This is a genomic window from Georgenia satyanarayanai (assembly GCF_023715365.1).
GTDB lineage: Bacteria > Actinomycetota > Actinomycetes > Actinomycetales > Actinomycetaceae > Oceanitalea > Oceanitalea satyanarayanai_B.
Genome location: NZ_JAMBNZ010000008.1, coordinates 120,532 through 144,503 on the forward strand (window position 1 = coordinate 120,532; position 23,972 = coordinate 144,503).

At 74.2% G+C, this 23,972-nt stretch carries 16 protein-coding genes; 5 read left to right on the top strand and 11 right to left on the bottom strand.

Going from position 1 to position 23,972, the window contains the following annotated elements; translation table 11 throughout:
* Nucleotides 1-1,030: 1,030 nt before the first annotated feature.
* The 10 genes from M3148_RS11410 to M3148_RS11455 all read right to left on the bottom strand — a co-directional run bounded on the left by M3148_RS11410 (nt 1,031) and on the right by M3148_RS11455 (nt 16,077).
* Nucleotides 1,031-1,189: a DUF6760 family protein gene (locus tag M3148_RS11410; protein ID WP_181424619.1), complete on the bottom strand. Its 159-nt coding sequence runs from the start codon at nt 1,187-1,189 to the stop codon at nt 1,031-1,033.
* The gene (locus M3148_RS11415) at nt 1,186-1,632 is read right to left on the bottom strand and encodes a hypothetical protein (protein ID WP_251304825.1); all 447 of its coding nucleotides are present in this window, start codon (nt 1,630-1,632) and stop codon (nt 1,186-1,188) included. The genes M3148_RS11410 and M3148_RS11415 overlap by 4 nt, the downstream gene beginning before the upstream one ends.
* Nucleotides 1,632-2,081 (bottom strand): phage tail protein, encoded by a 450-nt coding sequence (locus M3148_RS11420; RefSeq protein WP_251304826.1) that lies wholly within the window; start codon nt 2,079-2,081, stop codon nt 1,632-1,634. Before M3148_RS11420 ends, M3148_RS11415 begins: the two co-directional genes overlap by 1 nt.
* A gap of 34 nt (nt 2,082-2,115) precedes the next feature.
* Complete coding sequence (locus M3148_RS11425; RefSeq protein ID WP_251304827.1) at nt 2,116-3,663, bottom strand: phage tail sheath family protein; 1,548 nt, start codon at nt 3,661-3,663, stop codon at nt 2,116-2,118.
* A 130-nt stretch (nt 3,664-3,793) separates the two neighbouring features.
* Nucleotides 3,794-4,543, bottom strand: a complete 750-nt coding sequence (locus M3148_RS11430; RefSeq protein WP_251304828.1) for an eCIS core domain-containing protein — start codon at nt 4,541-4,543, stop codon at nt 3,794-3,796.
* A gap of 108 nt (nt 4,544-4,651) precedes the next feature.
* On the bottom strand, nt 4,652-6,679 hold the full coding sequence (locus M3148_RS18150) for an AAA family ATPase (protein ID WP_251304829.1): 2,028 nt from the start codon (nt 6,677-6,679) through the stop codon (nt 4,652-4,654).
* The gene (locus M3148_RS11440; protein WP_251304830.1) at nt 6,676-7,365 is read right to left on the bottom strand and encodes a DUF4255 domain-containing protein; all 690 of its coding nucleotides are present in this window, start codon (nt 7,363-7,365) and stop codon (nt 6,676-6,678) included. The genes M3148_RS18150 and M3148_RS11440 overlap by 4 nt, the downstream gene beginning before the upstream one ends.
* A gap of 3 nt (nt 7,366-7,368) precedes the next feature.
* Complete coding sequence (locus M3148_RS11445; RefSeq protein ID WP_251304831.1) at nt 7,369-13,698, bottom strand: hypothetical protein; 6,330 nt, start codon at nt 13,696-13,698, stop codon at nt 7,369-7,371.
* 138 nt (nt 13,699-13,836) lie between these two features.
* On the bottom strand, nt 13,837-15,363 hold the full coding sequence (locus tag M3148_RS11450) for an HNH endonuclease signature motif containing protein (RefSeq protein ID WP_251304832.1): 1,527 nt from the start codon (nt 15,361-15,363) through the stop codon (nt 13,837-13,839).
* Nucleotides 15,364-15,447: 84 nt separating this feature from the next.
* Nucleotides 15,448-16,077 carry a response regulator transcription factor gene (locus M3148_RS11455; RefSeq protein ID WP_251304833.1) on the bottom strand — a complete coding sequence of 210 codons (630 nt, stop codon included), beginning with the start codon at nt 16,075-16,077 and terminating at the stop codon, nt 15,448-15,450.
* Nucleotides 16,078-16,236: 159 nt separating this feature from the next.
* Between M3148_RS11455 and M3148_RS11460 the strand changes: the two genes are divergently transcribed.
* The 5 genes from M3148_RS11460 to M3148_RS11480 all read left to right on the top strand — a co-directional run bounded on the left by M3148_RS11460 (nt 16,237) and on the right by M3148_RS11480 (nt 22,677).
* Nucleotides 16,237-17,553, top strand: a complete 1,317-nt coding sequence (locus M3148_RS11460; RefSeq protein ID WP_251304834.1) for a COG1470 family protein — start codon at nt 16,237-16,239, stop codon at nt 17,551-17,553.
* 9 nt (nt 17,554-17,562) lie between these two features.
* Nucleotides 17,563-17,874 carry a PAAR domain-containing protein gene (locus M3148_RS11465; protein WP_251304895.1) on the top strand — a complete coding sequence of 104 codons (312 nt, stop codon included), beginning with the start codon at nt 17,563-17,565 and terminating at the stop codon, nt 17,872-17,874.
* A gap of 208 nt (nt 17,875-18,082) precedes the next feature.
* Complete coding sequence (locus M3148_RS11470; RefSeq protein WP_251304835.1) at nt 18,083-19,822, top strand: pyruvate dehydrogenase; 1,740 nt, start codon at nt 18,083-18,085, stop codon at nt 19,820-19,822.
* 109 nt (nt 19,823-19,931) lie between these two features.
* A complete protein-coding gene (locus M3148_RS11475; protein ID WP_251304836.1) occupies nt 19,932-21,953 on the top strand; it encodes a serine hydrolase in 2,022 nt (673 codons plus the stop codon).
* A gap of 43 nt (nt 21,954-21,996) precedes the next feature.
* The gene (locus M3148_RS11480) at nt 21,997-22,677 is read left to right on the top strand and encodes a hypothetical protein (RefSeq protein WP_251304837.1); all 681 of its coding nucleotides are present in this window, start codon (nt 21,997-21,999) and stop codon (nt 22,675-22,677) included.
* Here the strand turns inward: M3148_RS11480 and M3148_RS11485 are convergent.
* On the bottom strand, nt 22,674-23,912 hold the full coding sequence (locus M3148_RS11485) for an MFS transporter (protein ID WP_251304838.1): 1,239 nt from the start codon (nt 23,910-23,912) through the stop codon (nt 22,674-22,676). The genes M3148_RS11480 and M3148_RS11485 overlap by 4 nt on opposite strands.
* Nucleotides 23,913-23,972 lie beyond the last annotated feature (60 nt).

Here is a 23,972-nt window from a genome sequence, read left to right on the forward strand (position 1 = left end):
CCGGGCCGTCGTCCGCCCCGGCCTGGGCAGCGGGAGGGTGCGAAGGTCCGGGCAGGGCGACGGCTCCGTCCGACGGACCTGCCGCCCCGACATCGCTCGAGGCGGCAGTGGGTGGCGCCACGGCACGCTGGACCGGCCGGAGGTGTGGCGCGTCGATGGTGACCCCGGCACCGGGCGAGGCGGCACCCGACGCCCCACCGGCCTGCCCGATCGGGGCCGCGGGACCGTCCGGTGAGCCGGCGCGGACGTCGGGCGTGGCTCGGCTCCCCGGCTCGACCCCACGGGCCGGCTGCCGGACGGGCGATGCGGGGCTGGTGCTGAGCGGGGCGCCCAGACCCAGGCGCCGCGGGACGCTCCGCTGCGCCGTCGGTCCTGCACCACCCGCGCCGTCACCGGCCACGGTCGGAGCCGTCCCGCCGGTGCTGCGCTGCACCGGCGGCGGGTCGAGAGGCCGACCGGGGCTGAGCGGGATCTCGACGACCGTGCCGTCGTCGAGCTGCAACGGGTTGGTCCACGCGACCGGCGGCTGCCCGGCCGCGTCGGGTGCCGCGGCCTCCTCCCGCCGCTGGACCGGCGTCCTGTCGGCCGCCGGCGGGGGCGGCAGCGGTCCGGGAGACGGTGCGAAGTGCACCACCGGCACACCCGGCGCGGCCGTCGCCCGGGTCAGCGGGCCACCGGTGGCCCCGCCGGTCGCCACCGTCGACGTCCCGGCAGCCGGAAGCCCTGTGGACGCGGCACGCGCGACGGTCGCCAGCCCACCGCCGTCGCCGTCGACCACCCCGGACCACGACGCCGCGCTCACCAGGTGCGACATCCGGCCGGTGAAGCCGATGTCGTGGCTTGTCGTGGTCCAGCCCGCCGCGGTGCCCTGGTGGACGGAGGTCATGGGTGCGATGGTCCGTTGCAGGGGCGCGTGGAACGCCCAGCCGCTCGGGCTCGGGGCCGGCCGCGCAGGGGCGCTTCGCGGCGTGGCCGCCGGTTCACCGCCGGCGGGCTCCGTCGCCCGCCGCTCCCAGGGCCACCGCATCACTCACCGCTCCTCGGACAGGCGCGTGTTGATCTGCGCGATCTCCCGGACGTACCGGAGCCGCTGGGCGTGCTCGAGGTCGAGGATGTCGTCGAGCGGCCAGTGGAAGTGGTAGGCGACGTACGCGACCTCCTCGTAGATGCTGTCGGGCGCGTACGTCACGATTCCCCCAGGCGGCCACCGGAGAGGTCCAGGGTGAAGCGGTGGGAGCACTCGGGGCAGGTGACCGCGGCGCGGGTGTGCCCCTCGGCGTTGACGCGGCGGTAGAGGTCCTGGAGGAAGGCGACGTCCGAGGCGAACATGTTCTCCACGACCGTCGCGTCGACCGTGGTGAGCGTGCCGAGCCGGGTGATGACCCGACCGAGGAGGACGACGGTGGTGTAGGCGGCGTTCTCCTGCACCCGCGCGTCGTACAGGGGCAGCAGCTCGTCGCGTGCCGTGGCCAGGCGCATGGTGCCGGACCGGTGGAGCGCGCCGTCGGCGTCGAGGTAGCCGCGGGGCAGCTCGAAGTCGAACTCGGTCCGCAGCGTCTCGCGCCCACCCGGGGCGGCCGTCTCCTCGACGGCCGCCTCGGGCAGGACGAGGCCGGGGGATCCTCGTCGCATCAGGCGAACTCCATCTCGTCCCAGCAGATCGTGAACGTCTCGGTCATGGGCTCGGTGGACCCGGCCTTGAGGGTGCCGCCCACCTCGACGTCCTTGATCCAGCAGTTGCGGTAGTTCAGCGTGCTGACGATCGCGCCGTCGGAGGACATGATCTTCACCGCTGCCGTCTTGCGGGAGCCGGCCAGGTCGCCCTTCATGATCTGGGCGAGCCAGCTGGTGATGGTCTTGGAGTCGGTGAGGCCGCGCTTGACCTTGAACTCCCCCGGCTTCTGCCGGCCCATCATCTGGCGGGTGATGAACTTCCCGCTCGAGTCCTGGTGCTGGTAAGCGATCTTGTCGACCTCCGCCTTCAGGCCGCTGACCTCCATCACGTAGGGCACCTGCACCCCGTCGATCGTCACGCTGAACGAGTACGCCGGGGCGAGGTCCATGGCATCTGGGAGAGGCATGGCGTCTTCACTTCCTTCTCAGTCGGTTTCTGGATCACTCGGAGACGAGGCTCGTGCCGCCAGAGAACTGCGCGAGCTGGAAGATGACGAACTCGGCGGGCTTCACCGGGGCCACCCCGATCTGGCAGGTGACCTGGCCGGCGTCGATCGCCTCGGCCGGGTTCGTCTCGCGGTCGCACTTGACGTAGAACGCCTCGTCCGGCGTGAGCCCGAACAGGGCTCCCTTGCGCCACTCGTTGACGAGGAACGCCGCGATCGTCCGCTCGATGCGCGACCACAGCGCGTCGTCGTTCGGCTCGAAGACCACCCACTGGGTGCCCATGAGGATGGACTCCTCGAGGTAGTTGAACAGCCGCCGCACGTTGAGGTAGCGCCATGCGGGGTCGCTCGACAGGGTGCGGGCGCCCCAGATCCGGATGCCGCGCCCGGGGAAGCTGCGCACGCAGTTGATCCCCACCGGGTTGAGGAGGTCGTGCTCGGCCTTGGTGAGGTTTGTCTGCAGGGCGATCGCCCCACGGATCACCTCGTTGGCGGGGGCCTTGTGGACGCCGCGGGAGTCGTCGTTGCGCGCCCACACCCCCGCGACGTGCCCCGACGGCGGGACGAACCTGTTGCTGCCCGTCGACGGGTCGAAGACCTTGATGTAGGGCCAGTACAGGGCGGCGTACTTCGAGTCGTAGCCGGCACCGTCCACCCGCCAGTCCTTGATCTGCTGCGGGGAGAGGTTGGGCGGCGGGTCGAGGATCGCCAGGCGGTCCCCCATGAGCTCGCAGTGGGCGATCATCGCGAGCTGGACGGCCTGGACGGTCTCGAGGTCGATCGCACCCTGCTCGTAGGCGGCCATGAGGTCGGGGACGGCGAGCATCGTCACCTCGTCGATCGCCTCGAGGCCGGCGAAGCCGGTGCGCTCGGCGGCATCCCCGACGTAGTCGTCGGCGCCCAGCCGCTCGGTCGTGACCGGCGCGGGATCCGGGGCGGGGGCGACGAGCTCGGTCTCACCCTTGTCGGGCCTCATGAGCGCGCTGCCCTGCGCGACCTCCTCGACGAGCACGAGCTTGGACTCGGCGCTCACCTTGGTCGCGAGGTTGTCCCCGCCCTTCTTCGTCGTGAGGCCGTCGAAGGTCTCGGCCGGCTTGCCGTCGACGTTGATGACCAGACGGAAGCGGTCCTCGGGCGCCTTCTCGTCCTCCGGTGTGGCGACCGAGACGGTGAGCCGCTTCGTGCCGGCCGACTTCGCCACCACCCGGTAGCCGCCGAGGAGTGCCTCCGGCCGTCCACCGACCTGCTTGCGGCCGTTGCCCGACTGCCCGTTGCCGCTGTCGGCACCGACCCGCACGACGTAGCAGTTGCCGCCGCCGTTGAGGAAGTAGCCGTAGACGCTGTGGGCGAGGTAGGAGGTGGGGACGAAGTCGCCGAATGTCTCGGCGAACTGGGTCCAGTTGGACACGAGGGTGGGCTCGTTGACGGGCCCCTTCGACGCGAGCCCGACAAAGGCCGCGACGGCGGTGCCTACGCCCTCGATCGGTCGAGACCCAGCCTCGACCTCCTCGACGTACACACCTGGTGACAGATAGGTCGGCATGATCGTTCCTCCGGGTACCGGCGAGCGTGTGGGTAGAACAGTGCGGGTGGTGCGCCGGCCGCCCGTAGTCCGCCGGGCCGCCGTCGCGGGTAGGCCGGGCTGCACGAAGGGGCATGCCCGGAGGGCCGGGTCAGCCCGGGTCGGCGCCCGGCACCTCCTCCTCGACCTCGTCACGCTGGACGAAGGCGCCCTGCAGCTCCTCCTCGTCCTCCTGCCGCTGGACGAAGGCGCCCTGCAGCTCCTCCTCGTCCTCCTGCCGCTGGACGAAGGCGCCCTGCAGCTCCTCCTCGTCCTCCTGCCGCTGGACCGGCGCTGGCGCCGGTCCAGCCATGACGGCCTCGGCCGTGGACGCCGCCTCGCGCTCGAAACGGTCGCCGGGGTCGGAGACCCGCACGCCCGTGCCGGTGTCGCTCCCGTCGACCGGCCCGCTCCGCTGCTGGACGACGTGGGTGAGCTCGTGGGCGAGCATGGTGCGTCCCGCCGTCGAGGACGGGTCGTAGCGCTGGAAGACGACGTCGGAACCCACCGTGTAGGCGTGGGCGCCGACGGCGCGGGCCGAGTCGCTCGCGGCGCCGCCGCTGTGGACGCGCACGTCCGTGAAGTCGGCGCCCAGGCGGGCCTCCATGTCCGTCTGCACGTCGGGCTCCAGCGCCTGCCCGCCGCCGGAGCCCACGACGTCGAGGACCGGGGACCGCTCCTGGAGCACCTCCCCGGTGGCCTCGTTCCCCACCAGCCGCTGCAGCCCGAGCAGGCCCTCGGCCCCGAGGACGTCCGGGCGGTGCGCGGCCGCGGCGCGCAGCAGGTGGGGCTCCGGTGCAGCCGGCCGGGAGGTCCGCGTCGATCGTTCCCCGGCCGGGGCCCGCTGGTCGTGCTCGCGCATCGTCACCCCTCGGTTCGGCTGCGTCCAGGGTTTCAGCGGGCGCCGAGCCGGTGAAGGGTCCGCGGTCCGTCCCAAGGGGAAGCGGCACGTGCCCGAACGGGCGCCCACTCACCGCACGAGGGGCCAGTACCCGCCGAACTCGCTGGGCACGGTGAGCCGGCCGAGCTTGCGGTACTCGCGCTGCACGGCGGTCACGACGTGGGCCATCGTCACCGTGCCGCCGTCGTCGGCCGCGAAGTACGCCGCGGTGACGGCGGCGGACCGGATCGCGCCCCCGGCCAGCTCGAAGGCGCCGGCGCAGAAGCCCAGGTCCAGCTCCGCCGCCCGGGGCAGCGTGGTGCCGAGGCAGCGGTCCCACAGCCGCTGCCGCTGGGCGACGTCGGGCACGGGGAAGTCGACGACGACGTCGAGCCGGCGGGTGAAGGCGTCGTCGATGTTGGCGCGCAGGTTGGTGGCGAGGACGGCGAGGCCGTCGAAGCTCTCGAGGCGCTGGAGGAGGTAGGCGCTCTCGATGTTGGCGTAGCGGTCGTGCGCGTCCTTGACCTCCGAGCGTTTGCCGAAGACGGCGTCGGCCTCGTCGAAGAGGAGGACGGCGTTGACGCCCTGCGCGGCGGCGAAGATCCGCTCGAGGTTCTTCTCCGTCTCCCCCACGTACTTGTCGACGACGGTGGCCAGGTCGACGACGTACAGGTCCAGCCCCAGGTCCTGGGCGACGACCTCCGCCGACATCGTCTTGCCCGTGCCGGAGTCACCCGCGAAGAGGGCGACGACGCCGCGCCCGCGGGCGCCGCCGGGTCGCATCCGCCACTCGCCGAGGACCTGCTCGCGGTGCCGCGCGCGCAGCGCGATCTCCTGCAGGCCGGTGAGCGCGGGTTCGGGCAGCACGAGGTCGGCCCAGCCCACCGCGGGCCGCACCCGGCGGGCCAGCCGCTCCAGGGCCGTGCCGTTCTCGGCGCGTGCGCCGGCGAGGAGGTGCTCCACCCCCACACTGCGCTCCCCGGCCAGGCGCGCCTGCACCCGCGCGGCGTGGGCGGCCCGCACGACCTGCTCCGGCCGCAGCCGGAGCTGGGAGGTGGCGGCCACCTCCTCCGGACCGACGCCGTCGGCGGCGAGCTCGGCCAGCCACAGCGCACTGCGCTCGCCGACGGTGCTCTCGGGGACGTCGACGAGGAGCGGCACCTCGGCCGACCACGCGGGGTCCCAGCTGCGGTCCCCGACGAGCAGCACGGGTGCCTCCCCCGCGGTGAGGACGTCGAGCACGCCCGCCGGGGGCGCCTCGACCGGTCCGGCGACGAGCCCGGCGCCGCGCAGCCGGGCCTCCCGCAGCACGAGCCGGGCGAGCTCGACCGGCTCGGGCCGGGCAGCGAGCGCCGCGAGGTCGACGTGGACGATGGCGCGCCCGCTCGCGCGCAGCGCGCGCACGGCCAGGGCACGTCCCGAGCCGGTGGCCGGCTCACGGAGGTAGGCCAGGCGCGTGCCCTCCTCCAGGGCGCGGGCGAGCGGCGCGGGGTCGCCCCACGCGACGTCGGGCAGCGCGCGCAGGAGCGGCGCGACGACCGGGTCAGGCGTGTCGTCGCCCAAGAGGTGCCCGACGACGCGGTCCGGCACCCGCAGGGCGCGCCCGGTGAAGGCGCGCTCACCGTCCTCGACGGTGAGCAGCCGCGCCGTCGTCAGCGGGCCGTGGAGGAGGCGGGCCCGTACCTCCGCCGCGGCGAGCGGGACCCCGCACAGCGCGAGCGCGACCTCGACGCTGGGCCGGCGGCGGGTGACGTCGTCGTTGAGGTAGCCGTACAGCGCCTCGAAGCGGACGTCGAGGTCCCCGGCGAGGGCGACGAGGAGAAGCTCCTCGTCCAGCGGCGTGAGGCCGAAGCGCCGGGTGAGCTCGCGCAGCCGCACCCGCTCACCGCGCGCCTCGGCGGCGTCGGCCAGCGCCTCGGCGGCCGCGAGTCCTCGCGCGTCGGTGGGTGGGCGGGGGGCGGCGGGCCCGGCCTCGAGCAGCCGGGTGACCATCTCCTCGCTGAAGTAGAGCCCGCGGAAGGGGTCGTCAGGCTGGGGGTCGGTGGCGCGACGCTCGGCGACGAGGTCACGCACCCGCTGCTCGACGACACCGAGCCGGGCGAGGAGGTGGGCGATCACGTGGGCTTCCTCGGCTTGCGCGCGCGCTTGGCGGGCGTGGTCGGCCTGGTGGAAGTGGTGGGCGGGGCCGGCTCCTCGGGACGGGTGCGGCGCCCACCGGCGCGCTCCTGCGCCGGGCCGCGCAGGTCGGAGATGCTGACGACGGTCGGCTCGGCCACCGGCGGACCGACCGGGAGGTCGGCACCGGAGCTGAAGGGGGCGGTGAGGACGACGTCGATCGACGGCTTGAGCTGGCCGCCCAGGGAGGACCAGACGTCGGCGAAGCCGCGGTCCTCCGGCGGGGGCAGGCCCACGGTCAGCGGCACGCGGACGCCCTCGAGGTCACTGCCGAGCATCTCCGGGGGCAGGATCTCGACGGCGAGGAGCGCGCCGAGCAGGGCGTCGAGGAGCCGGTGCTCGTCCTCGGGGCGCGCCGTCCACGCGGTGACGAGGTAGGAGAGCTTGAACAGCCGCGGCGCGGGCACCCGGCCCGTCACCGTCCCGTCCGCACCGGCACGGGGAGCCCAGCCGCGCTCCCGCCAGCGGGTGTCCTCGCGCAGGTCGTAGAGGTAGAGGTTGACGGTGGGGGCGTTGCGACGCGCGGCCCAGTCCGTCGTCGGCGCGTCGAGGACGACCTCGACATCGGAGCCGTCGAGCGCGCGCGTGCGCACGAGCTCGCGCAGGGCCTCGTCGATCTCACGGATCACGGCTCACCCCCGGGTGAGGAAGTCGGGCGGGGCGGAGGTCTCGGGGACGACGAGCATCGCCGGGGCGGCCACGTCGGCGAAGCCGGGACCGGACTCCCAGGTGGCAGTCGCGACCCGCTCGCCGAGCAGGTCACCGGGCAGGACGAGCAGCGGCGAGCGGACCGTGCCGTCCGGGGCGACGGTCACCGGCCGCACCCACGCCGTCAGGCCCGGCGCCCACGACAGCGTCAGCCGGGCGCCCGGCGGGAAGTCGGTGCCGTAGGCGAGGGTCGCCTCCCCGGGCTCCCCGACGGACGGCAGCAGCCGCAGCTCGGGCTGCAGGACGGTGAGCTCGGCGGCGCCGGTGTCGTTGCTACGGGTCAGGTCGAGCGCCGTCGTCGTCACCGTGGCCGTCACCGGGCCGGCACCCGCCGTCACCGGTTCCAGGGCGACGACGACGGTGCGGCTCGCTCCCGGCGCGAGCGTCCCGAGCGCGCACGGCGCCGCGGCGAGGCAGGCGTCGGCGCCACCGGCCGTGACGGCGTCGGGGTGGGCGAGCGTGAGGCGCACCCCGGTGGCCGGGCCCGCCGCGTCGTTGGTGACGACGAGCCGCGCGGCGACCGGGTCACCGCCCACCCAGGCGGTCGGCTGCCCGAGCTCCACCCGCACCGCGACGTCGGCCACGAGCGTGACCCGCGGCGGGGCGACGACCTCGACGGCGGCCTGGGCGGTGTCGTTCTCGCCCAGCGGGTCGATCATCCGGGAGGTGACGGTCGCGACGGTGACGTGGCTGCCCGCGACGGCGATCTCCAGGGGCACGGTGACGGTGTACGTGGCGTCCACGGGCAGCGCCTCCGGCGCCGCGCAGCTGAGCCCCGTGGCGGTGGCCGCGCAGCCGGCGGGGACGTCGACGAGGTGCTCACCGCCGCCCGGCAGCGTGATGTCGAGGCCTGCGCCCCAGGCCGGTGAGGGGCCGTGGTTGGTCGCGGTGACCGTCAGGTCGACCTGTTCCCCCACGTCGACCTCGGTGTCGGAGGCGGTGGCGACCACGGCCAGGTCGGCCCAGGGCTGGTGGTCGAGGTCGGCGAAGCCGTGGCGCTGGCCCGGGACGACCTCCCCGCGCAGCACCACCGGCTCCCCGCCGGTGGCCGGGACGGAGAGGAGGGCGTCGGCCCCGTCGGCGCCGGCGGCGCGTCCGACGACGGCGATCGAGCTGCCGTCCAGGGACCAGTCCGGGTCGGCCGGGGACCAGGACTGGTCTCCGGCGCCCGCAACTCGCAGCAGCTCCCCGACGCGGTAGGCGCCGCCCTCCGGCTCCCCCGCGACGGCGACCGTGTACAGCGCCTCCCAGTAGAGGTCCTCGGAGGCGACGAAGGCCAGCCGGGTGCCGTCCGGGGACCACGCGGGCATCCACCCCGTCAGCGGCTGGTCGCAGGACCCGGGCGGACCGGGGCACGTCTCCGGCACGACGACGACGGGGCTTGCGTCCTCGCCGTCGACGTCGACCACCCACAGCTGCCCGCCGGCCTCGACGGCGAGCCGTTCCCCGTCCGGCGACCACGCCGGGGCGGTGACGCGGCCCGGCAGCCCGGCGTCGAGGAGGCGCACCTCGCCGGTGGCGAGGTCGACGAGGGCAAGGCTGCTGCCCTCGCCGGAGGACCGGACGAAGGCGAGGCGGGTGCCGTCGGGCGACCACGCCGGTTCCTCATCGCTCGCCTCCGGGTCACGCTCGTAGTCGAGCGGCGTCACGTCGACGAGGCCGGTCTCGCCAGCCTGTGTCGTGCCGACCATGAGGCGCTGGCGCCCCTCAAGGACGTAGGACTCGCCCCCGGTGCCGTCGGTGACGAGCTCCCGGTCGGCGGCAAAGGCCAGGCGCCGCCCGTCCGGGGCGTAGCTCGGGTGGGTCTCGTGGGCACGGTGCTCCTGCCCGAGCGGGTCGGTGGGCCGCTCGTCGGCGAGGACCCGGAACTCCTCGCCGTCGGCCCAGAAGACGTCGGCGAGGTCGGAGGGCAGCTCGCTGCCGAGGTCGGGGACGTGACCGAACGCGAGGCGCGGCTCGACGCCCGTGCCCGGGACGCGGTCCTCGACGACGACGGCGGTGCTCGCCGTGTCGTTGCCCAGCACCAGGTCCAGGGTGCTCGCCGTGACCGTGCCGGTCACCTCGTGCTCCCCCGGAACGTCGAGGACCACGGTGAAGGTCAGCTCGAGGTCCGCCCCCGGCGCGAGCGGTCCCGCCTCCGTGCACGTCGCGGAGGCGTCCGAGACCGAGCAGTCGGCAGGCGCGTCGACGACGCGCTGCCCGGCCGGCAGGGTGAAGGTCACCGTCAGCCCCCACGCCGCCGAGGGGCCGGCACTGGTGACGACAGCGGTCAGCTCGGTGGGCGTGCCCGCGACGACGGCGCCGGCCGCTGGGCGCAGGATGATCCCGACGTCGCTCCACGGCTGGTAGGCCGGGTCCCCGTAGCCGCCGGGAGCGTCGTCGCCCCACTCGGCCACACGGACCTCGGGCGTGCCGCCACCCGCCGGGACGGCGTACAGGGCGGGCCACAGCCCGTCCACGACGCGGCCGACGAAGGCGATCTCGGTGCCGTCCGGTGACCAGGCCGGGTGCCAGGCAGCCTCGAGCGTCCCCGGTGGCTGCTCGCCCTCCGCGTCGGCCAGCCGGCCTGCGAGCACGCGGGAGCCGCCGACGGCGTAGAAGCCGTCCACGGGCTCGGGCGCGATGTCGTGGACGACGACCGCCGAGTACTCCGGGGCGTCACCGAAGACGGTGCCGTCCCCGGCAGCGACCTGCGCGCCGTCGGGCGACCACGCCGGCGCCACGGCCGCCACCGGGTCGAGGCACTCGAGCGGGCCAGCCGAGCAGCCCGCGGCCGGCGTGCCGGCGGGGTACCAGCTGCCGTCGTCGAGGTGGACGACCCACAGCTCCTCGTCCTCGGTGCGGTAGCCGTCGACCGCGACGGCGAGCCGCTGCCCGTCCGGCGCCCAGCTCGGGTCGGCGGCGCCGGAGCCGGCTCCCTCGGGGAGCTCGAGCTCCCGGGTGGCGCCCGTGGCGACGTCGAGGACGAGGAGGCGCGGGTTGAGCCCGTAGAAGCTGTCCTGGCGGGTGAAGGCGATCCGCGTGCCGTCCGGCGACCACACGGGTGCGAGGTCGCTCTGCCCCGGCTCCGTCACGTAGCCGAGCAGCCGCAGGTCGGTGACGGGCGTCTCTCCGGCGGGTACCGGCTCGGCGGCAAGGTCGCCCACGGCCAGGCGCAGGTCGGCAGAGACGGCGCCGTCGACGACCTGCGCGGCGCTGAGAGCGAGCCGGGTGCCGTCCGGGGAGTAGGCCGGGTGGCGCTCCTCGAGGTGGACCAGCTGCCCGTCGTCGGTCGTGACCGCCCGGTGGACGAGGAGCCGCGCGTGCTCGGCGCCCTGCGCGGGGACGTCGGCGAGGTCGGCGCTGTCGTCCCCGCCGGCCCGGTTCGCCCACCGGGTGTAGGCAAGGTGCGGCTCGAGCACGGGCGGCGGCACCTCCACCTCGAGGGTGACGACGGCCGCGTCGTTGCCCGGCTCGGGGTCGACCGACGCGGTCGCCCCCTCGGCGCGGACCGGCTGACCGCCCGGGGCCACGGCCCGCAGCTCCACCGGCAGCGTCACGGTCTCCCCGGCCGGCAGCGTGCCGGGGACGACGCACGTGAGCCCTGCGGCGTCCGGCGTGCACTGCGCCGGCCACCCCTCCAGCGTGGCCTCACCGGCGGCGACCGCGGGCAGCTCGACGGCGACCTCCACCTCCCAGGCGGGCGAGGGGCCGAGGTTGGTCACGGCTGCCGTCACGGTGGCGGGCTGTCCGGCGTCGACCGGCGAGGTCACCGACAGCTCGACACCGACATCGGCCCAGGGCTGGTAGACCGGGTCGCCCACGTCCGGCGCGACACCGGGGAGCTCCCGCAGGAGCGTCAAGGCCCCTCCGTCAGCAGGCACCGACAGGAGCTCACCCAGGCCGCTCGGCCCCTCGCCGACGACGGTGACCGAGCTCCCGTCCAGCGCCCACGTCGGTTCACGGAGCACGGGGTAGTCCTCGGGGTCCGGTTCCGAGACCAGCTGGGGCGGTGGGACGAGGTAGACCTGCTCCTCCCCCATGACGGTGAGGTCTTCACCGACCGTCACGGTGGACAGGCCGTCGACACCTTCCCCTGCGGACGCCGTGTAGGCGATGCGGTCACCCTCGGGCGCCCACGCCGAGTCGCCGCCGGCGACCGGTGCGAAACAGCTCTCCGGCCCTCCCGTGCACCCGGGCTGCTCCACCATGACGTCGTAGGCCGCGCCGTCGTCGGCGTGGACGACGGTGAGCCGCCGAGGTCGGAACTCGTCGAGGACGGGACTGGTGACGATCAGGCGCGTGCTGTCGGGGGACCACGAGACGTCGGTGGCGGGCACCTCCCAGTCCTGGACGGTGCCGGACTCGAGATGGAGGACGGCGAGCGTGGGCGTCCCGTCGCCCTCGCGGCGCAGGTAGGCGATGCGGGTGCGGTCGGGGGACCACGACGGCCGGGTGGCCGCGACACCGGGCTCGTCGGTCGGTGCCAGCACCTCCACGTTTAGCGCGCCCGCCGGCCCGACGTCCGCGACGAAGAGGGTGGGCTCGTCCGGCAGCTCACCGTCGCCGAGAACGTGACGCTCGCTGCTGAGGACGAGTCTGCGCCCGTCCGGGGAGTAGGAGGGGTGCTCCTCAGCAGGCCGCGCCAGGCTCTCGCCGTCGTCGACCACCTCGTCGACGAGGATGCGGAAGTCCGAGGCGTCGGCAGCGAGGACGTCAGCGACGTCGGCCCGACGGTCGTCCGCCGTGCTGTGCCGGTAGGAGAAGGCGAGGCGAGGTTCGGTGCCCACGGCGGGAGGGAAGGGCGCGTCTAGCGCGACCGTGGCGACGTTGTCGGTGGTGGCAGGGTCGGGCGCGAGGGCGTCGACGCGGACATCGGTGCGGTAGCTGCCGGGCTCGGGGACGGCGACAGTGACCGTGAGCTCCACCGTCTCCCCCGCGGCCAGCGGCTCGTCGAGGGTGCAGGTGAGGTACCCGCCGTCGCCGCTGCACCCCGGTGGCCAGCCGACCGCGGTCTCCATGCCCTCCGGGCCGCCCGGGAGCTCGTACTCCACGCTGACGCCCCAGGCGGTCGACGGCCCGGGGTTGGTGACGGTGGTGATGAGCTCGACGAGCTCACCCAGCCCGATCCCGGTCGTCCGGGAGGACTCGAGGGTCACCGCGAGGTTGCTCCAGGGCTGGTGGTCCGGGCCGGTGAGGTCTGTCCAAGCACCCGGTTCGACCACGGTGCGGTAGTCACCGCCCGCAACGGGGATCGCGAACAGGCCGAGTCCGGCCGGGTCCTTGCCGGTCGGCTCCTCGAAGGCTGCCACGGTCACCTCGGTGCCGTCCGGGGACCAGGAAGGGTCACGGAGGCTCGAGAGCGCCCCGGCCCCGTCCGGAGGTTCGTAGAGCGGGACCGGACCAACCACCACTGGGGCGTCCGGCGTGCCGGTGGGACCCTCGAGGACGGCGGTGACGAGTGCGCCGCTCCCCGCGTCGACGTAGGTGAGCTGCGTGCCGTCGGGCGACCACGCCGGCCCCTGCCCGACGACCGGCTCCAGCCCGTCCTCGGTCTCCTCCACCAGGGGGCGCAGCTCCCCCGCCTCCTCACCGAGGAGCCAGAGCTCACCGACGTCCCCCTCGAGCGGAGCGACGAAGAGGATGCCGGCGCCGTCGAGCGACCACACCGGGGACACCGCCACGACGTCGCCGGCGCCCACCGCCTCGAGCGGGTCGGTCACGGTGCCTGTCTCCAGGTCGAGGACACGTAACCCCGGGCCCCCGTCCTCCGGGTCCGTTCGCGTGAAGACGATCCGGTCCCCCTCCGGGGACCAGTCCGGCTCGCTGTCCGCAATCCCCGACTCCCACCCCGTGTCGAGCGGCTCTGCCTCGGCGAAGGGGTCGGCCGCCGGGTCACCGGTGGTGAGGTCGGCGACGTGGAGGCGGCTGCCTGCCTCGGGCTCGTCACCGGCCGCCGCAGTGAGGACGACGCGGGTGCCGTCAGGCGAGTAGGAGGGGTGGGTGTCGCCGAGAGGACCGTCATCGGCGGTGGAGGTGTCGACCAGTCGGCGCGGCAGACCGCCCGCCGCGAGCACGTCCCACACGTCGGCAGCAGAGTCGGCGGAGGCGGCGCTCGTCTCACCGGCGAACACGAGTCGCGGCTGTTCCGCCGCCGGCGGGAGGAGCTGCGTGACCGCGCCCGACGCCGGGGAGGCGAGGGGCAGGGCGGCGGGCGCGAGCAGGCTCCCCACCACCCCGAGCCCGGCGGCCGAGGCCACCACTGCGCGTCTCACCTCAGAGCCTCCACGGGTCCACGGTGTCAGCGGCCGGCAGCCCGGTCAGCGAGCGGCGGACAGCACTTCGGGCAGTCCCCGCCGCACGAAGGGGCACCGCCCCGACCTGGCGGTGGGCAGGGTTGTCCCCTGGGGTTTCTAGGTCTGTTCGTGCTTGGCGGTGATGAGCTGGCCGTGGCGGGTGTAGAAGTGCCAGCGCCCTGCGGCGCGGACGATGGTGGTGCCGTAGACGTGGACCCAGTCGTGGTGGTGCCAGCACAGCAGGATGCCGTGCTCGACGCAGGTGTCTCCGCCGTCGCGGTACCACTGCAGGGAGTGGTGGATCTCCCCGACCCCGGGTGGCTGGTCGCAGTCGGGATACTGGCACGTCTTGTCCCGGGCGATGATCGCGCGGACCATGTGGGCGGGGAAGATCCGCTGCTCCCGTCCCACGTCCAGGACGGTGGAGTCCGGTCCGAACACCACCCGCGAGAGCGCGGACTCGCACACCAGCCTTGCCAGCATGGCCGGTGGGATGGGGGTGCCGTCCTCCAAGGTGGCCGGCTTGATGCCGGTCACCGCTCGGGGGTCGATGGCGGTGGAGATGACGTGGGTGTCACCCGGCTGCCAGGCGTCCATCCAGGCCTGCGCCTGCGGTGAGAGCTGGAACGGATCCTGCGCGCTACGGCTGGGGTCGCGGGGACCGCCGGGTGCGGTGAACAGGGCCTCTTCCCAGAAGCCGAGCTCACCGCCCGGCTCGTGCTCCCGCCCACCGGCTGTGACCGGCGGGCGGGGTGAACCGGTGGCCCCAGCGAGGGCGCGCAGGGTCTCGATGTCGGCCGTGACGCTCACGTGGGGCCGGATACGGGCACCCTTGCCCTGCTCACCGGCGTCCAGTGACTGCCGCGCCAGCGACGTCAGCGCCGCCGCCCGGCGCTGGGCCGGGGTGCGCTCATCACCCTTGGCCTTGCGACCCATGTGCGCACGCAGCGCGGTGTCCACGCTCTGCCCCGACAGCTCATCCAGCCACCCGTTCAAGTGGTAGCCGTCCATGGTCCGCGACAGGGTCAGCTGCTCCTTGGCGCCGTCCTCCCGCCAGGCACGGTCGGCGGCCTCCGGGTCCGATGCGATCGCCCACGTGCCCACGAGCTTGGCGAAGGACCCGGCGTCCATCCGCTGAGCCTGCTCCACCAGGAACGCCTCACCGAGCTGATCGTCGGACAGCTGGACCCGCAACCGGTCCGTGGCGGTCGCCCCGCGCACCAGGACACCGACGTGCTCCTCACTGATCCGCCCCTGCGCCAGCGCCGCCCGCGACAGGGGCAGCAGGTCCCGCAGCGCACGCGCGTGACGCACCTGCCGCGACGCACTCTGGGCGGTCGCGTCGGTCTGCGTGCGCAGCCACGCGGCGAAGGTCCGCTGCCCGTCCAACGCCCAAAACCCGTTCGCCTCGATTGTCACCAGCTGCGCCGAGCGCACCCCGGCCAGGCGCCGCTCGATCTGCTCACCCCGCTCGAACGCCTCGTGCAGGCGATGACCGTCCATCTCGTGCCAGCTCATCGACTCCAGCCGCGTCAGGCACGCCAGGATCGTGTCCAGCTCACCCACCGCATCGGCCGCCACCACCCCGGTGGCCGGCCCGCGCCCGGAGGCGGGACCCGCGCCGTCGACCATCTCCTCGGTCACGGTCCCCACCCCCTCACACTCTCGATGTGCTGCTGGTCACATCGTCTCAGGGGGGTCTGACATTCGACGGCGCGGACGCGGCACTCAGATGAGACCCTCCCGCAGTGCGTAGGCGACGGCGTGGGAGCGGTTGCGCAGCTGCAGCCGGCTCGTCACGTCGTGCAGCACGTTCTTCACGGTGCGCTCGGAGTAGGAGAGCTGTCGGGCGACCTCCCCCGTGTCGTAGCCGTCCGCGATGAGGCGCAGCACCTCGATCTCGCGGGCCGCCAAGCCGGTGAAGGTGAGCCCTCGGGGCTCGAGGACCTGCCGCTGCAGCTTGCCCACCTGATCCATGAGCCGGCCCAGCAGGTCGGGCGGGACGGTGCCGTCCCCGGTCGCAGCGGCGCGGATGACCGCGACGAGCCGGTCGGACGTCGCCTCGCTGCGCCGCACCAGCCCGACCACGCCCGCCTCGATCGCCGTGACGAGGTCACTGTCCTCGAGCTGCCCGACGACGAGCACGGTGCGGGTAAAGCCCTTGCGCTGGACGGCGCGCAGCATCCGCAACGTGTCGCCGTCGAGGCTGTCGCTGATGACGACGGCGACGAGCGCGTCGTCGTCCTCGTCGCGCCCCACGATCCGCACCTCCGGGCGCGGTCGCAGCTGGCTCACCACCCCCGCCTCGGAGATCGGGTCGCGGGCGCTGACCCAGACCGGCACTCGTTCCATCATCATGTCCTCCTCCACCCCAGCACGGCAGCACCGCCGCGTGCGCCACACTCTCCGCCTGAGGACTCTTCGTGCACTCAACGCGGACTCAACGGGCAGAACCGCTGCCCCGCGAGCCGCCGTTTCGCCCTCCGACGCACGTCACCGCGGTCCTACCGTCTGACCATGACCACGACTGCGCGCCTGGAGCGCCCCACCGTCCAGCTGACGGCGGGCACGGTGGAGCAGGTGCCCCTCCAGATCCGCAACGACGGGGAGATCGTCGAGGGCTACCGGATCGAGGTGCTCGGCGTGCCGGGGGCGTGGGCCTCCGTCGAGCCGGCCGAGATCACCGGCCTGTTCCCCGGCGCGGAGACGACGGCGACCATCTCCTTCGCGCCGCCGCGCTCGGCGTCCGTCCCCGCCGGCCAGCTGAGCTTCGGCGTGCGGGTGGTGCCGACGGAGCACCCCGAGCAGACGGTCGTGCCCGAGGGCATGGTCGAGGTCCTGCCCTTCCTCGAGACCACCGCCGAGCTCGTCCCTCGCACCTCCCGTGGCCGGCGCGGTGCCACGCACCACGTGGCGGTCGACAACCGCGGCAACGTCCCGGTCACCGTCCGCCTCGACGCCCCCGACCAGGACGCGCTCAGGGTGGAGGCCCGGCCCCCGGCGCTCACGGTGCCACCCGGTGAGGCGGCCTTTGCCGACCTCCGGGTGGCCCCGCGGAGCCGGATCTGGCGCGGGGCCTCCGTCACCCACCCCTTCACCCTCACCGTCCACACCGAGGAGACGACACCGGTCACGCTCGAGGGCACGCACCTGCAGGAGGCGGTCCTGCCGCCGTGGTTCCTCAAGGCGCTGCTCGCCCTGCTTGCCCTGCTGCTCCTCCTTGCGGCGCTGTGGTTCCTCGTCCTGCGCCCCACGATCGAGTCGACGGCGCGGCGAGCTGTCGAGGAGGAGGTCGCCCAGGCGAACGAGGCCGCCCAGGAGGCCGCCGTCGCGGCGCAGCAGGCCGGTGAGGAGGCCGGGCAGGCGTCCAACGCCGCACAGGCCGCGCAGGGCGCGGCGACCGAGGCGGGCTCCGCGGCCGTCGAGGCAAACGAGCTCGTGGGTTCGCCCACCCTGGACGACCTCGTCGTGCCGGTCGGTGACCGGTTCCAGGTGAACACCGCGCCCGGGGCCACCCAGTCACCGGAGCCCTTCGTCGTTCCCGCGGAGGGGACGGTCCGGCTCACTGACTTCGTGCTGAGCAACCCGCAGGGTGACTTCGGGCGGGTCGAGGTCACCCTGGACGGGCGCACGCTCCTCGACCTCGCGCTGGAGAACTTCCGCAGCGTCGACTACCACTTCCAGGAGCCGATCGTCGCCGGGGAGGGCGCCGAGCTGACGATGACGGTGCGCTGCGACGAGGTGGGTGTCCCGCCCGCGCAGGACCCGCCGCCCACCAACTGCGACACCTCGGTGCTCTACGGCGGCACCCTCCTCCAGCCCGTCGAGGACTGAGCGGTGCCGATGGGGCCGGCGCTGCGGGCAGGCGACACGGCGCTGTGCCCCCTGTTCGACGGCCCCAAGCCGCACGTGGGTGGCCCGGTGACACCGGCAGCGGCGGTGCCGACCGTGCTCATCGGTGGGATGCCGGCGGCCGTCGCGAACGCCGTCCCGGGCGGAACCGTCTGCGTCTCCCCCGCCCCGAACGGGATCGCGATGGGCAGCATGACCGTCCTCATCGGCAACTTCCCCGCCGCGCGCCTGGGTGACCAGTCCCTCCACGGCACGCCGATCGCGCCCGGCCCGGGCTGCCCCACCGTCATCATCGGCGGCTGAGCCGCCTCGACACCGTCGCGCACCCGGCGACGACGTGCGCTCTCGATCACAAGTCATCGTCGGCGGCGGTGGGGGGCGGCGGGCGTGAGCGAACTGGTCGAAGGACGGAGCGGCCCTCCTCCGCTCGTCGGACCGGCACGCGCCTCGACCTGCGAGACGGCCGGCCGCGGGCGACGATCGAGGTCCGCCCACCGCCTGAAGGAGAACCATGGCCACGAGCATCGCCGAGCACCTCGTCCGCCAGCTCGCCGCCGCCGGCGTCGAGCGCATCTACGGCATCGTCGGGGACTCCCTCAACCCGGTGGTCGACGCCGTCCGACGCACCGACGGCATCGAGTGGGTCCACGTCCGCCACGAGGAGGCGGCGGCCTTCGCCGCGGCGGGCGAGGCCGAGGTGACCGGCCGGCTCGCCGTCTGTGCCGGGTCCGCCGGGCCGGGCAACCTCCACCTCATCAACGGCCTCTACGACGCCAACCGCTCACGCCTGCCCGTCCTCGCCATCGCCTCGCACATCCAGAGCAGCGAGATCGGGACGCAGTTCTTCCAGGAGACCCACCCCGACCGCCTCTTCACCGAGGCCTCCGTCTTCTCCGAGCTCATCTCCACCCCCGCGCAGCTGCCCCGCGTCACGCGCAGCGCGATCCAGCACGCCGTCGGCACGCCCGGCGTCGCCGTCCTCACCCTGCCCGGCGACGTCGCCGACGCCGAGCTCGACGACGACGGCCAGCACCTCGTCCCCGCCACGGGCGCGGCCACCCTCGTCCCGGCCGAGGAGGACGTCGCCGCCCTCGCCGAGGCGATCAACGCCGCTGGGAAGGTCACGCTCTTCGTCGGCGCCGGGGCGCGCGGCGCCCGCACCGAGGTGCTCGCCCTCGCCGAGCAGGTCGGCGCGCCGGTGGGCCACTCGCTGCGCGGCAAGGAGGTCATCCAGTACGACAACCCCTACGACGTCGGGATGTCGGGGCTGCTGGGCTACGGCGCCTGCCAGGATGCGATGGAAGGGGCCGACCTCCTCATCCTCGTGGGGACCGACTTCCCGTACACCGACTTCCTGCCGGCCGACGTGCGCACCGCGCAGATCGACGTCGACGTCACCCACCTCGGGCGACGCACGCGCCTGGACGTGCCCGTCCACGGCGACGTCGGCGCCACGCTGCGCATGCTGCTGCCCCTGGTGCGGCGCAAGAAGTCGCGGGCCTTCCTCAAGGACATGCGGGGGCGACACGAGAAAGTGATGACGAAGGTCGTCGGCGCGTACACGCGCAAGGTCGAGAAGCACCGCCCCATCCACCCGGAGTACGCGGCGGTGAAGCTGGACGAGGCCGCCGGGCCGGACACCGTCTTCACGGTGGACACCGGCATGAACAACGTGTGGGCCGCCCGCTACCTCACCCCCAACGGCCGGCGGCGGGTCATCGGCTCCTTCATCCACGGCTCCATGGCCAACGCCCTGCCGCACGCGATCGGCGCCGCCTTCGCCGACCCGGGCCGCCAGGTCGTCGCACTGGCCGGTGACGGCGGGCTGTCGATGCTCCTGGGCGAGCTCGTCACCCTGCGCCACTACGACCTGCCGGTCACCGTCGTCGTTTTCAACAACGCCTCCCTCGGGATGGTCAAGCTCGAGATGCTCGTCGAGGGCCTGCCCCACCACGCGACGGACTCCCCCGCCGTCGACTACCGCCATGTGGCCCAGGCGCTCGAGATCCCGGCCGTGCGGGTGGAGGACCCGCGCGAGCTCACCGACGCCTTCCGCGACGCCTTCGACCGGCCCGGTCCGGCGCTCGTCGAGGTCATGACCGACCCGAACGCGCTGTCGATCCCGCCGAGCATCTCGGCGGGGCAGGTGCGGGGCTTCGCGACGTCGATGACCAAGCAGATCTTCGGCGGCGGCTCTGGCGAGGTCATGGCCATGGCGCGCTCCAACCTCCGCAACATCCCCCGCCCGTAACTCCTTTGCACCTCGGCCTGACACACGTCAACCCTTGACGTAGGCCGTCGCCCTTCGTCACAGTGGGAAGTGCCGGCGAGGACGCCGGGACCTACGGGAGGGGATGGTCATGCGCAGGCTGCTTGCTGTCGGTGCGACGCTGGGCGTCGTGATCACGGGGGCGGTGCTCCCCGCCGCGGGAGCGCCGGACGACCGGGTGGGCTGGGACCGCACCGGCGCCACGCAGCGGGTGCTGCGGGACGGCACCGCGGAGGAGGTGGGGCTGATCGCCCGCGAGCTCGAGCAGATCGAGGCCGCGCTCCGCGAGGGCCTCACCCGCGAGCCCACCCCCTTCTACCCCGGTGCGGTGGCGCTCGTCGCGGCCGAGGGGGTCGTCGTCGAGCGCACCGCGGTCGGTCACGCCGTGCGGTGGGCGGACACGACCACCGAGCTGCCTGCCGAGGAGCAGGTCGAGATGCGCACCGACACGATCTTCGACCTCGCCTCCCTGTCCAAGCTCTTCACCGCCGTCGCCGTCATGCAGCTCGTCGAGGCCGGCGACGTCGAGCTCGCCGACACCGCCGCCACCTACGTCCCCGCCTTCGCCGCGAACGGCAAGGAGGCGATCACCGTCGAGCAGCTCCTCACCCACACGGCCGGCCTGCCGGCGTGGATCAACCTGTGGAGCGCGCCGGACGAGGCCGCCGCGCTCCAGCGGGTCTGGGACGTGAGGCCGACGAGCACGCCGGGCACGGGGTACCTCTACAGCGACCTCGGGCTCATCACCCTCGGCGAGATCGTCGAGCGGGTCTCCGGGCAGGGGCTGGACGCGTACGTCGCGGAGCACATCACCGGCCCGCTCGGGATGAGCGACACGATGTACAACCCGCCGGCCGAGCTGCTACCGCGCATCGCCGCCACCGAGTACCAGGCGACGCCGGCCCGCGGGCTCGTGCACGGCGAGGTCCACGACGAGGCCGCGTGGCGGCTCAACGGCGTGGCAGGGCACGCCGGCGTCTTCTCCACCGCCGACGATGTCGCGGTCTTCGGGCAGATGCTGCTGAACGGCGGCAGCTACGACGGCGCCCGCGTGCTCCAGGCGGCGACGGTCGAGCTGATGATGCGGGACTACACCGGCCGGCTCTCCTCCTCCCACCGCGGGCTCGGCCCGGAGCTGGAGGCGTGGTTCTACCACGACGTCCTCACCAGCGCGGAGTCCGCCGGGCACACCGGCTTCACCGGCACCTCGCTCGTCATCGACCCGCACACGGAGACCATCGCGATCCTCATGACCAACCGGGTCCACCCGAGCCGCGACTGGGGCAACATCAACCCCGTGCGACGCGCCGTCGCGCGCGCCGCCGGCCTGGCCCGCCCGATGACCGGCTTCACCCGGGGCGCCGCCTGGTACTCCGGCATCGGCGACGCGATGGAGCACACCCTCACCGTGCCGGTGACGCTCGACGGGGACGACGAGCTCGTCGTCGACCTGTGGTTCCACACCGAGCCGACCGACCTCCTCCACGTCGAGGCCTCGACCGACGACGGCGCCACCTGGCAGCCCCTGGACGGCACGCTCACCGCCGGCGGGCACACCGTCGCAGCGGCGGGCAGCGTCTCGGGCGACGGCGAGGGGCGCTGGTGGGAGGGCCGCTTCGACCTCGCGGGCCTCACCGGCGACGTCCAGCTGCGGCTGCGCTACGCGACCGACGCCGTCTACTCGGGCCGCGGCGTCTACGTCGACCGCATCGAGGTCCCGGGCACCTTCGACGACCGGGACCCGGCCGACCGGGCGACGGTGGTCGCGGACGGCTGGACGCGGGTCACCGCGGACGGGTCCCTCGGGCCCACGGACCCCGCCGGCGCGCTGAGTGGGCTGGACGCCGCGCTCGCGCGGCACGTCGCCTCCGGGGACGTCGCCGGGCCGATCGCCCACCAGCTCGCGACCGCGCTCGACCAGGCCCGCAGCCGCCTCGACGGCGGCCGCGAGTCTCAGGCGGTGCGCTCCCTGGAGCGGGTGCTGCGACACCTGGACGGCCCGCGCCGGACGGACACCCTGAGCGGGGACGCGCGGTCCGAGCTGCGCGGCTGGGCCGTCCTCACCCTCGACCTCCTCATGCCCTCCCCCGTAGCGATTGCGGACGCCGTGTGACAGGGGCCACACTGAGTAGACGCCGAGAGTGTGAGGTGACGTCGTGGACGCCGACATCGAGATCCTGCCCATGCTGTCGCGGGGAAAGCACCGCAGTCCGCGCAGGGGCGCCTGTTTCATGGAGCTGGCCTCCTACCTGGCCGGTGAGCGGTGGAGCGACAAGCCCACCTGTACCCATCCGCTGCTCGCCCACCTGGCGCGGCTCGTCAACGACCTCACCGAGGACGCCGAGCGGCCGCGGCTCGCGACGCTCATCCCGGCGGTCATTGGGCTGCGCAGCGGGGACCCGCGGTGGGACGACGAGCTCACGCTGCTCGCCGCCTCGCGGGCCCTGCCGGTGGTGAGTGAGCACCACCAGCGGGCCCTGGCGGTGGGCATCCTCAGCTGCGAGCGCCGGCGCGCCGAGCGGGCGGGGGCCGACGCCGGCCTGCACCCGGCGAGCCGCCGCGCGCTCGAGGCGGTCCCGCTCGCCGAGCGCTGGGCCCGCGCCTTCGTCGAGCAGGTGGGGGGCGTGGGCGCCCACCACCCGGGCTCCGCCGTCGTCGAGATCGCGACGGTGGGGCTGGCCACGGCCTGCGTCCCCGACCCCTCGGAGATGCTGCGCGACCTGCTCGCCGACGCGATCACCCTGTGCGAGCACCTCGCGGGGCGCGAGCAGCAGCGACGTGAGCCGCTGGCCCCCGAGCAGTGGCGCGAGGTCGTCACCCCCGCACCGGTCGCCTAGACCGCCAGCGTGGGCGCCGCGGCCTCGAGCTCGCGCCGCTTGCGGTGCAGGGCAACGCGCAGGACGAGGGACAGGAGCAGCGCCACGGTGCCCGCGACGACCGTCACCCGGTAGGCGCCGGTGTAGCCGGCGACGTCCGCCAGCCGCCCGGCCGTGCTCGAGCCGAGCGCGTAGCCGAGTGAGGTGGCGGCGGCGAGGATCATCATCGCGGCACCGAGCCGCGAGGGGTCCACGACCCGTTCGCACGCCGAGTACAGCGTGATCATGTAGGGCGCCACCGCCAGGCCGAGCACGGCGAGGACGGGGGCGAGCGCGCCCAGCGAGCCGACGACGAGCAGCGGCAGGGTGAGCACGGCCAGGCCCGCCGCGAAGACGGGCAGCCGGTCGGCGAGCCGGAAGCGCACCGGCAGGATGACGATCGTCAGGCCCGCGACGACGCTGCCGACGCCGAGGACCGCGTGGAGCAGCCCGGCGAGACCGGGCTCACCGGCCTCGGTGGCCATCGCCGTCGTCCCGGCCTGGACGGAGCCGAAGATCGTCCCGACGATGAGCTGCCCGGCGCCCAGCCCGACGAGGAGCGGGCTCACCCGGGGGCCGGTGGCCCCGCTCTCGCCGCGGTGCCCGCGCACGAGCTCGACCGTGGGGTGGACGGCGAACCACGTGGCGAAGACGGCCAGGCCGCCGGCCGCGACGAGGAGCGCACCGGCCGGGGAGACGAGCGCCGCCATCGTGCCGACGATGGCCGGGCCGAGGACGAAACCGGCCTCGTCCGCCGCGCCCTCGTAGGAGAAGGCGGTGGACAGGAGCGTGAAGCGCTCCTTGCCGCGGGTCTTGGTGAGCTCGCGCCAGCGCACCCGGGCCATCGTCCCGATCTGCGGCACGAACAGGCCCGCGACCCCGCTGACGACGGCAAGGACCTGCCACGGTACGTCCTGCCCGGAGAGGACGACGAGGGCGACCAGCGCGAGGGAGCCGCCCGCGGACTGGACGAGGAGGACGGGGCGCTGCCCGATCCGGTCGGTGAGGGCACCGGCGACTGGCGAGGCGACCGCGTTGACGATGGCGAAGGCGCCGGCCGCGGCGCCGCCGCCGCCGTAGCTGCCGCTCACCTCGGCGACGAGGAGGAGCGTGCCCATCTGCGCCATGGCCAGGGGCAGGCGCGCGACGAGCGCGACGACGACGTAAAGAGGACCCGTCAGCGAGAAGAGGCTGCGGTAGGAGGACAGGGCGGACAATCGGTCTCCACGGAGGATCGTTCCGCGCTCCTCCCACCCCGGAAGCGCTGCGAACCCTGT

Excerpts from the sequence above, each read along its gene's own strand:
- M3148_RS11415 (WP_251304825.1), bottom strand. The coding sequence starts at position 1,632 with ATGCGACGAGGATCCCCCGGCCTCGTCCTGCCCGAGGCGGCCGTCGAG.
- M3148_RS11420 (WP_251304826.1), bottom strand. The coding sequence starts at position 2,081 with ATGCCTCTCCCAGATGCCATGGACCTCGCCCCGGCGTACTCGTTCAGC.
- M3148_RS11425 (WP_251304827.1), bottom strand. The coding sequence starts at position 3,663 with ATGCCGACCTATCTGTCACCAGGTGTGTACGTCGAGGAGGTCGAGGCT.
- M3148_RS11430 (WP_251304828.1), bottom strand. The coding sequence starts at position 4,543 with ATGCGCGAGCACGACCAGCGGGCCCCGGCCGGGGAACGATCGACGCGG.
- M3148_RS11455 (WP_251304833.1), bottom strand. The coding sequence starts at position 16,077 with ATGATGATGGAACGAGTGCCGGTCTGGGTCAGCGCCCGCGACCCGATC.
- M3148_RS11460 (WP_251304834.1), top strand. The coding sequence starts at position 16,237 with ATGACCACGACTGCGCGCCTGGAGCGCCCCACCGTCCAGCTGACGGCG.
- M3148_RS11465 (WP_251304895.1), top strand. The coding sequence starts at position 17,563 with ATGGGGCCGGCGCTGCGGGCAGGCGACACGGCGCTGTGCCCCCTGTTC.
- M3148_RS11470 (WP_251304835.1), top strand. The coding sequence starts at position 18,083 with ATGGCCACGAGCATCGCCGAGCACCTCGTCCGCCAGCTCGCCGCCGCC.
- M3148_RS11475 (WP_251304836.1), top strand. The coding sequence starts at position 19,932 with ATGCGCAGGCTGCTTGCTGTCGGTGCGACGCTGGGCGTCGTGATCACG.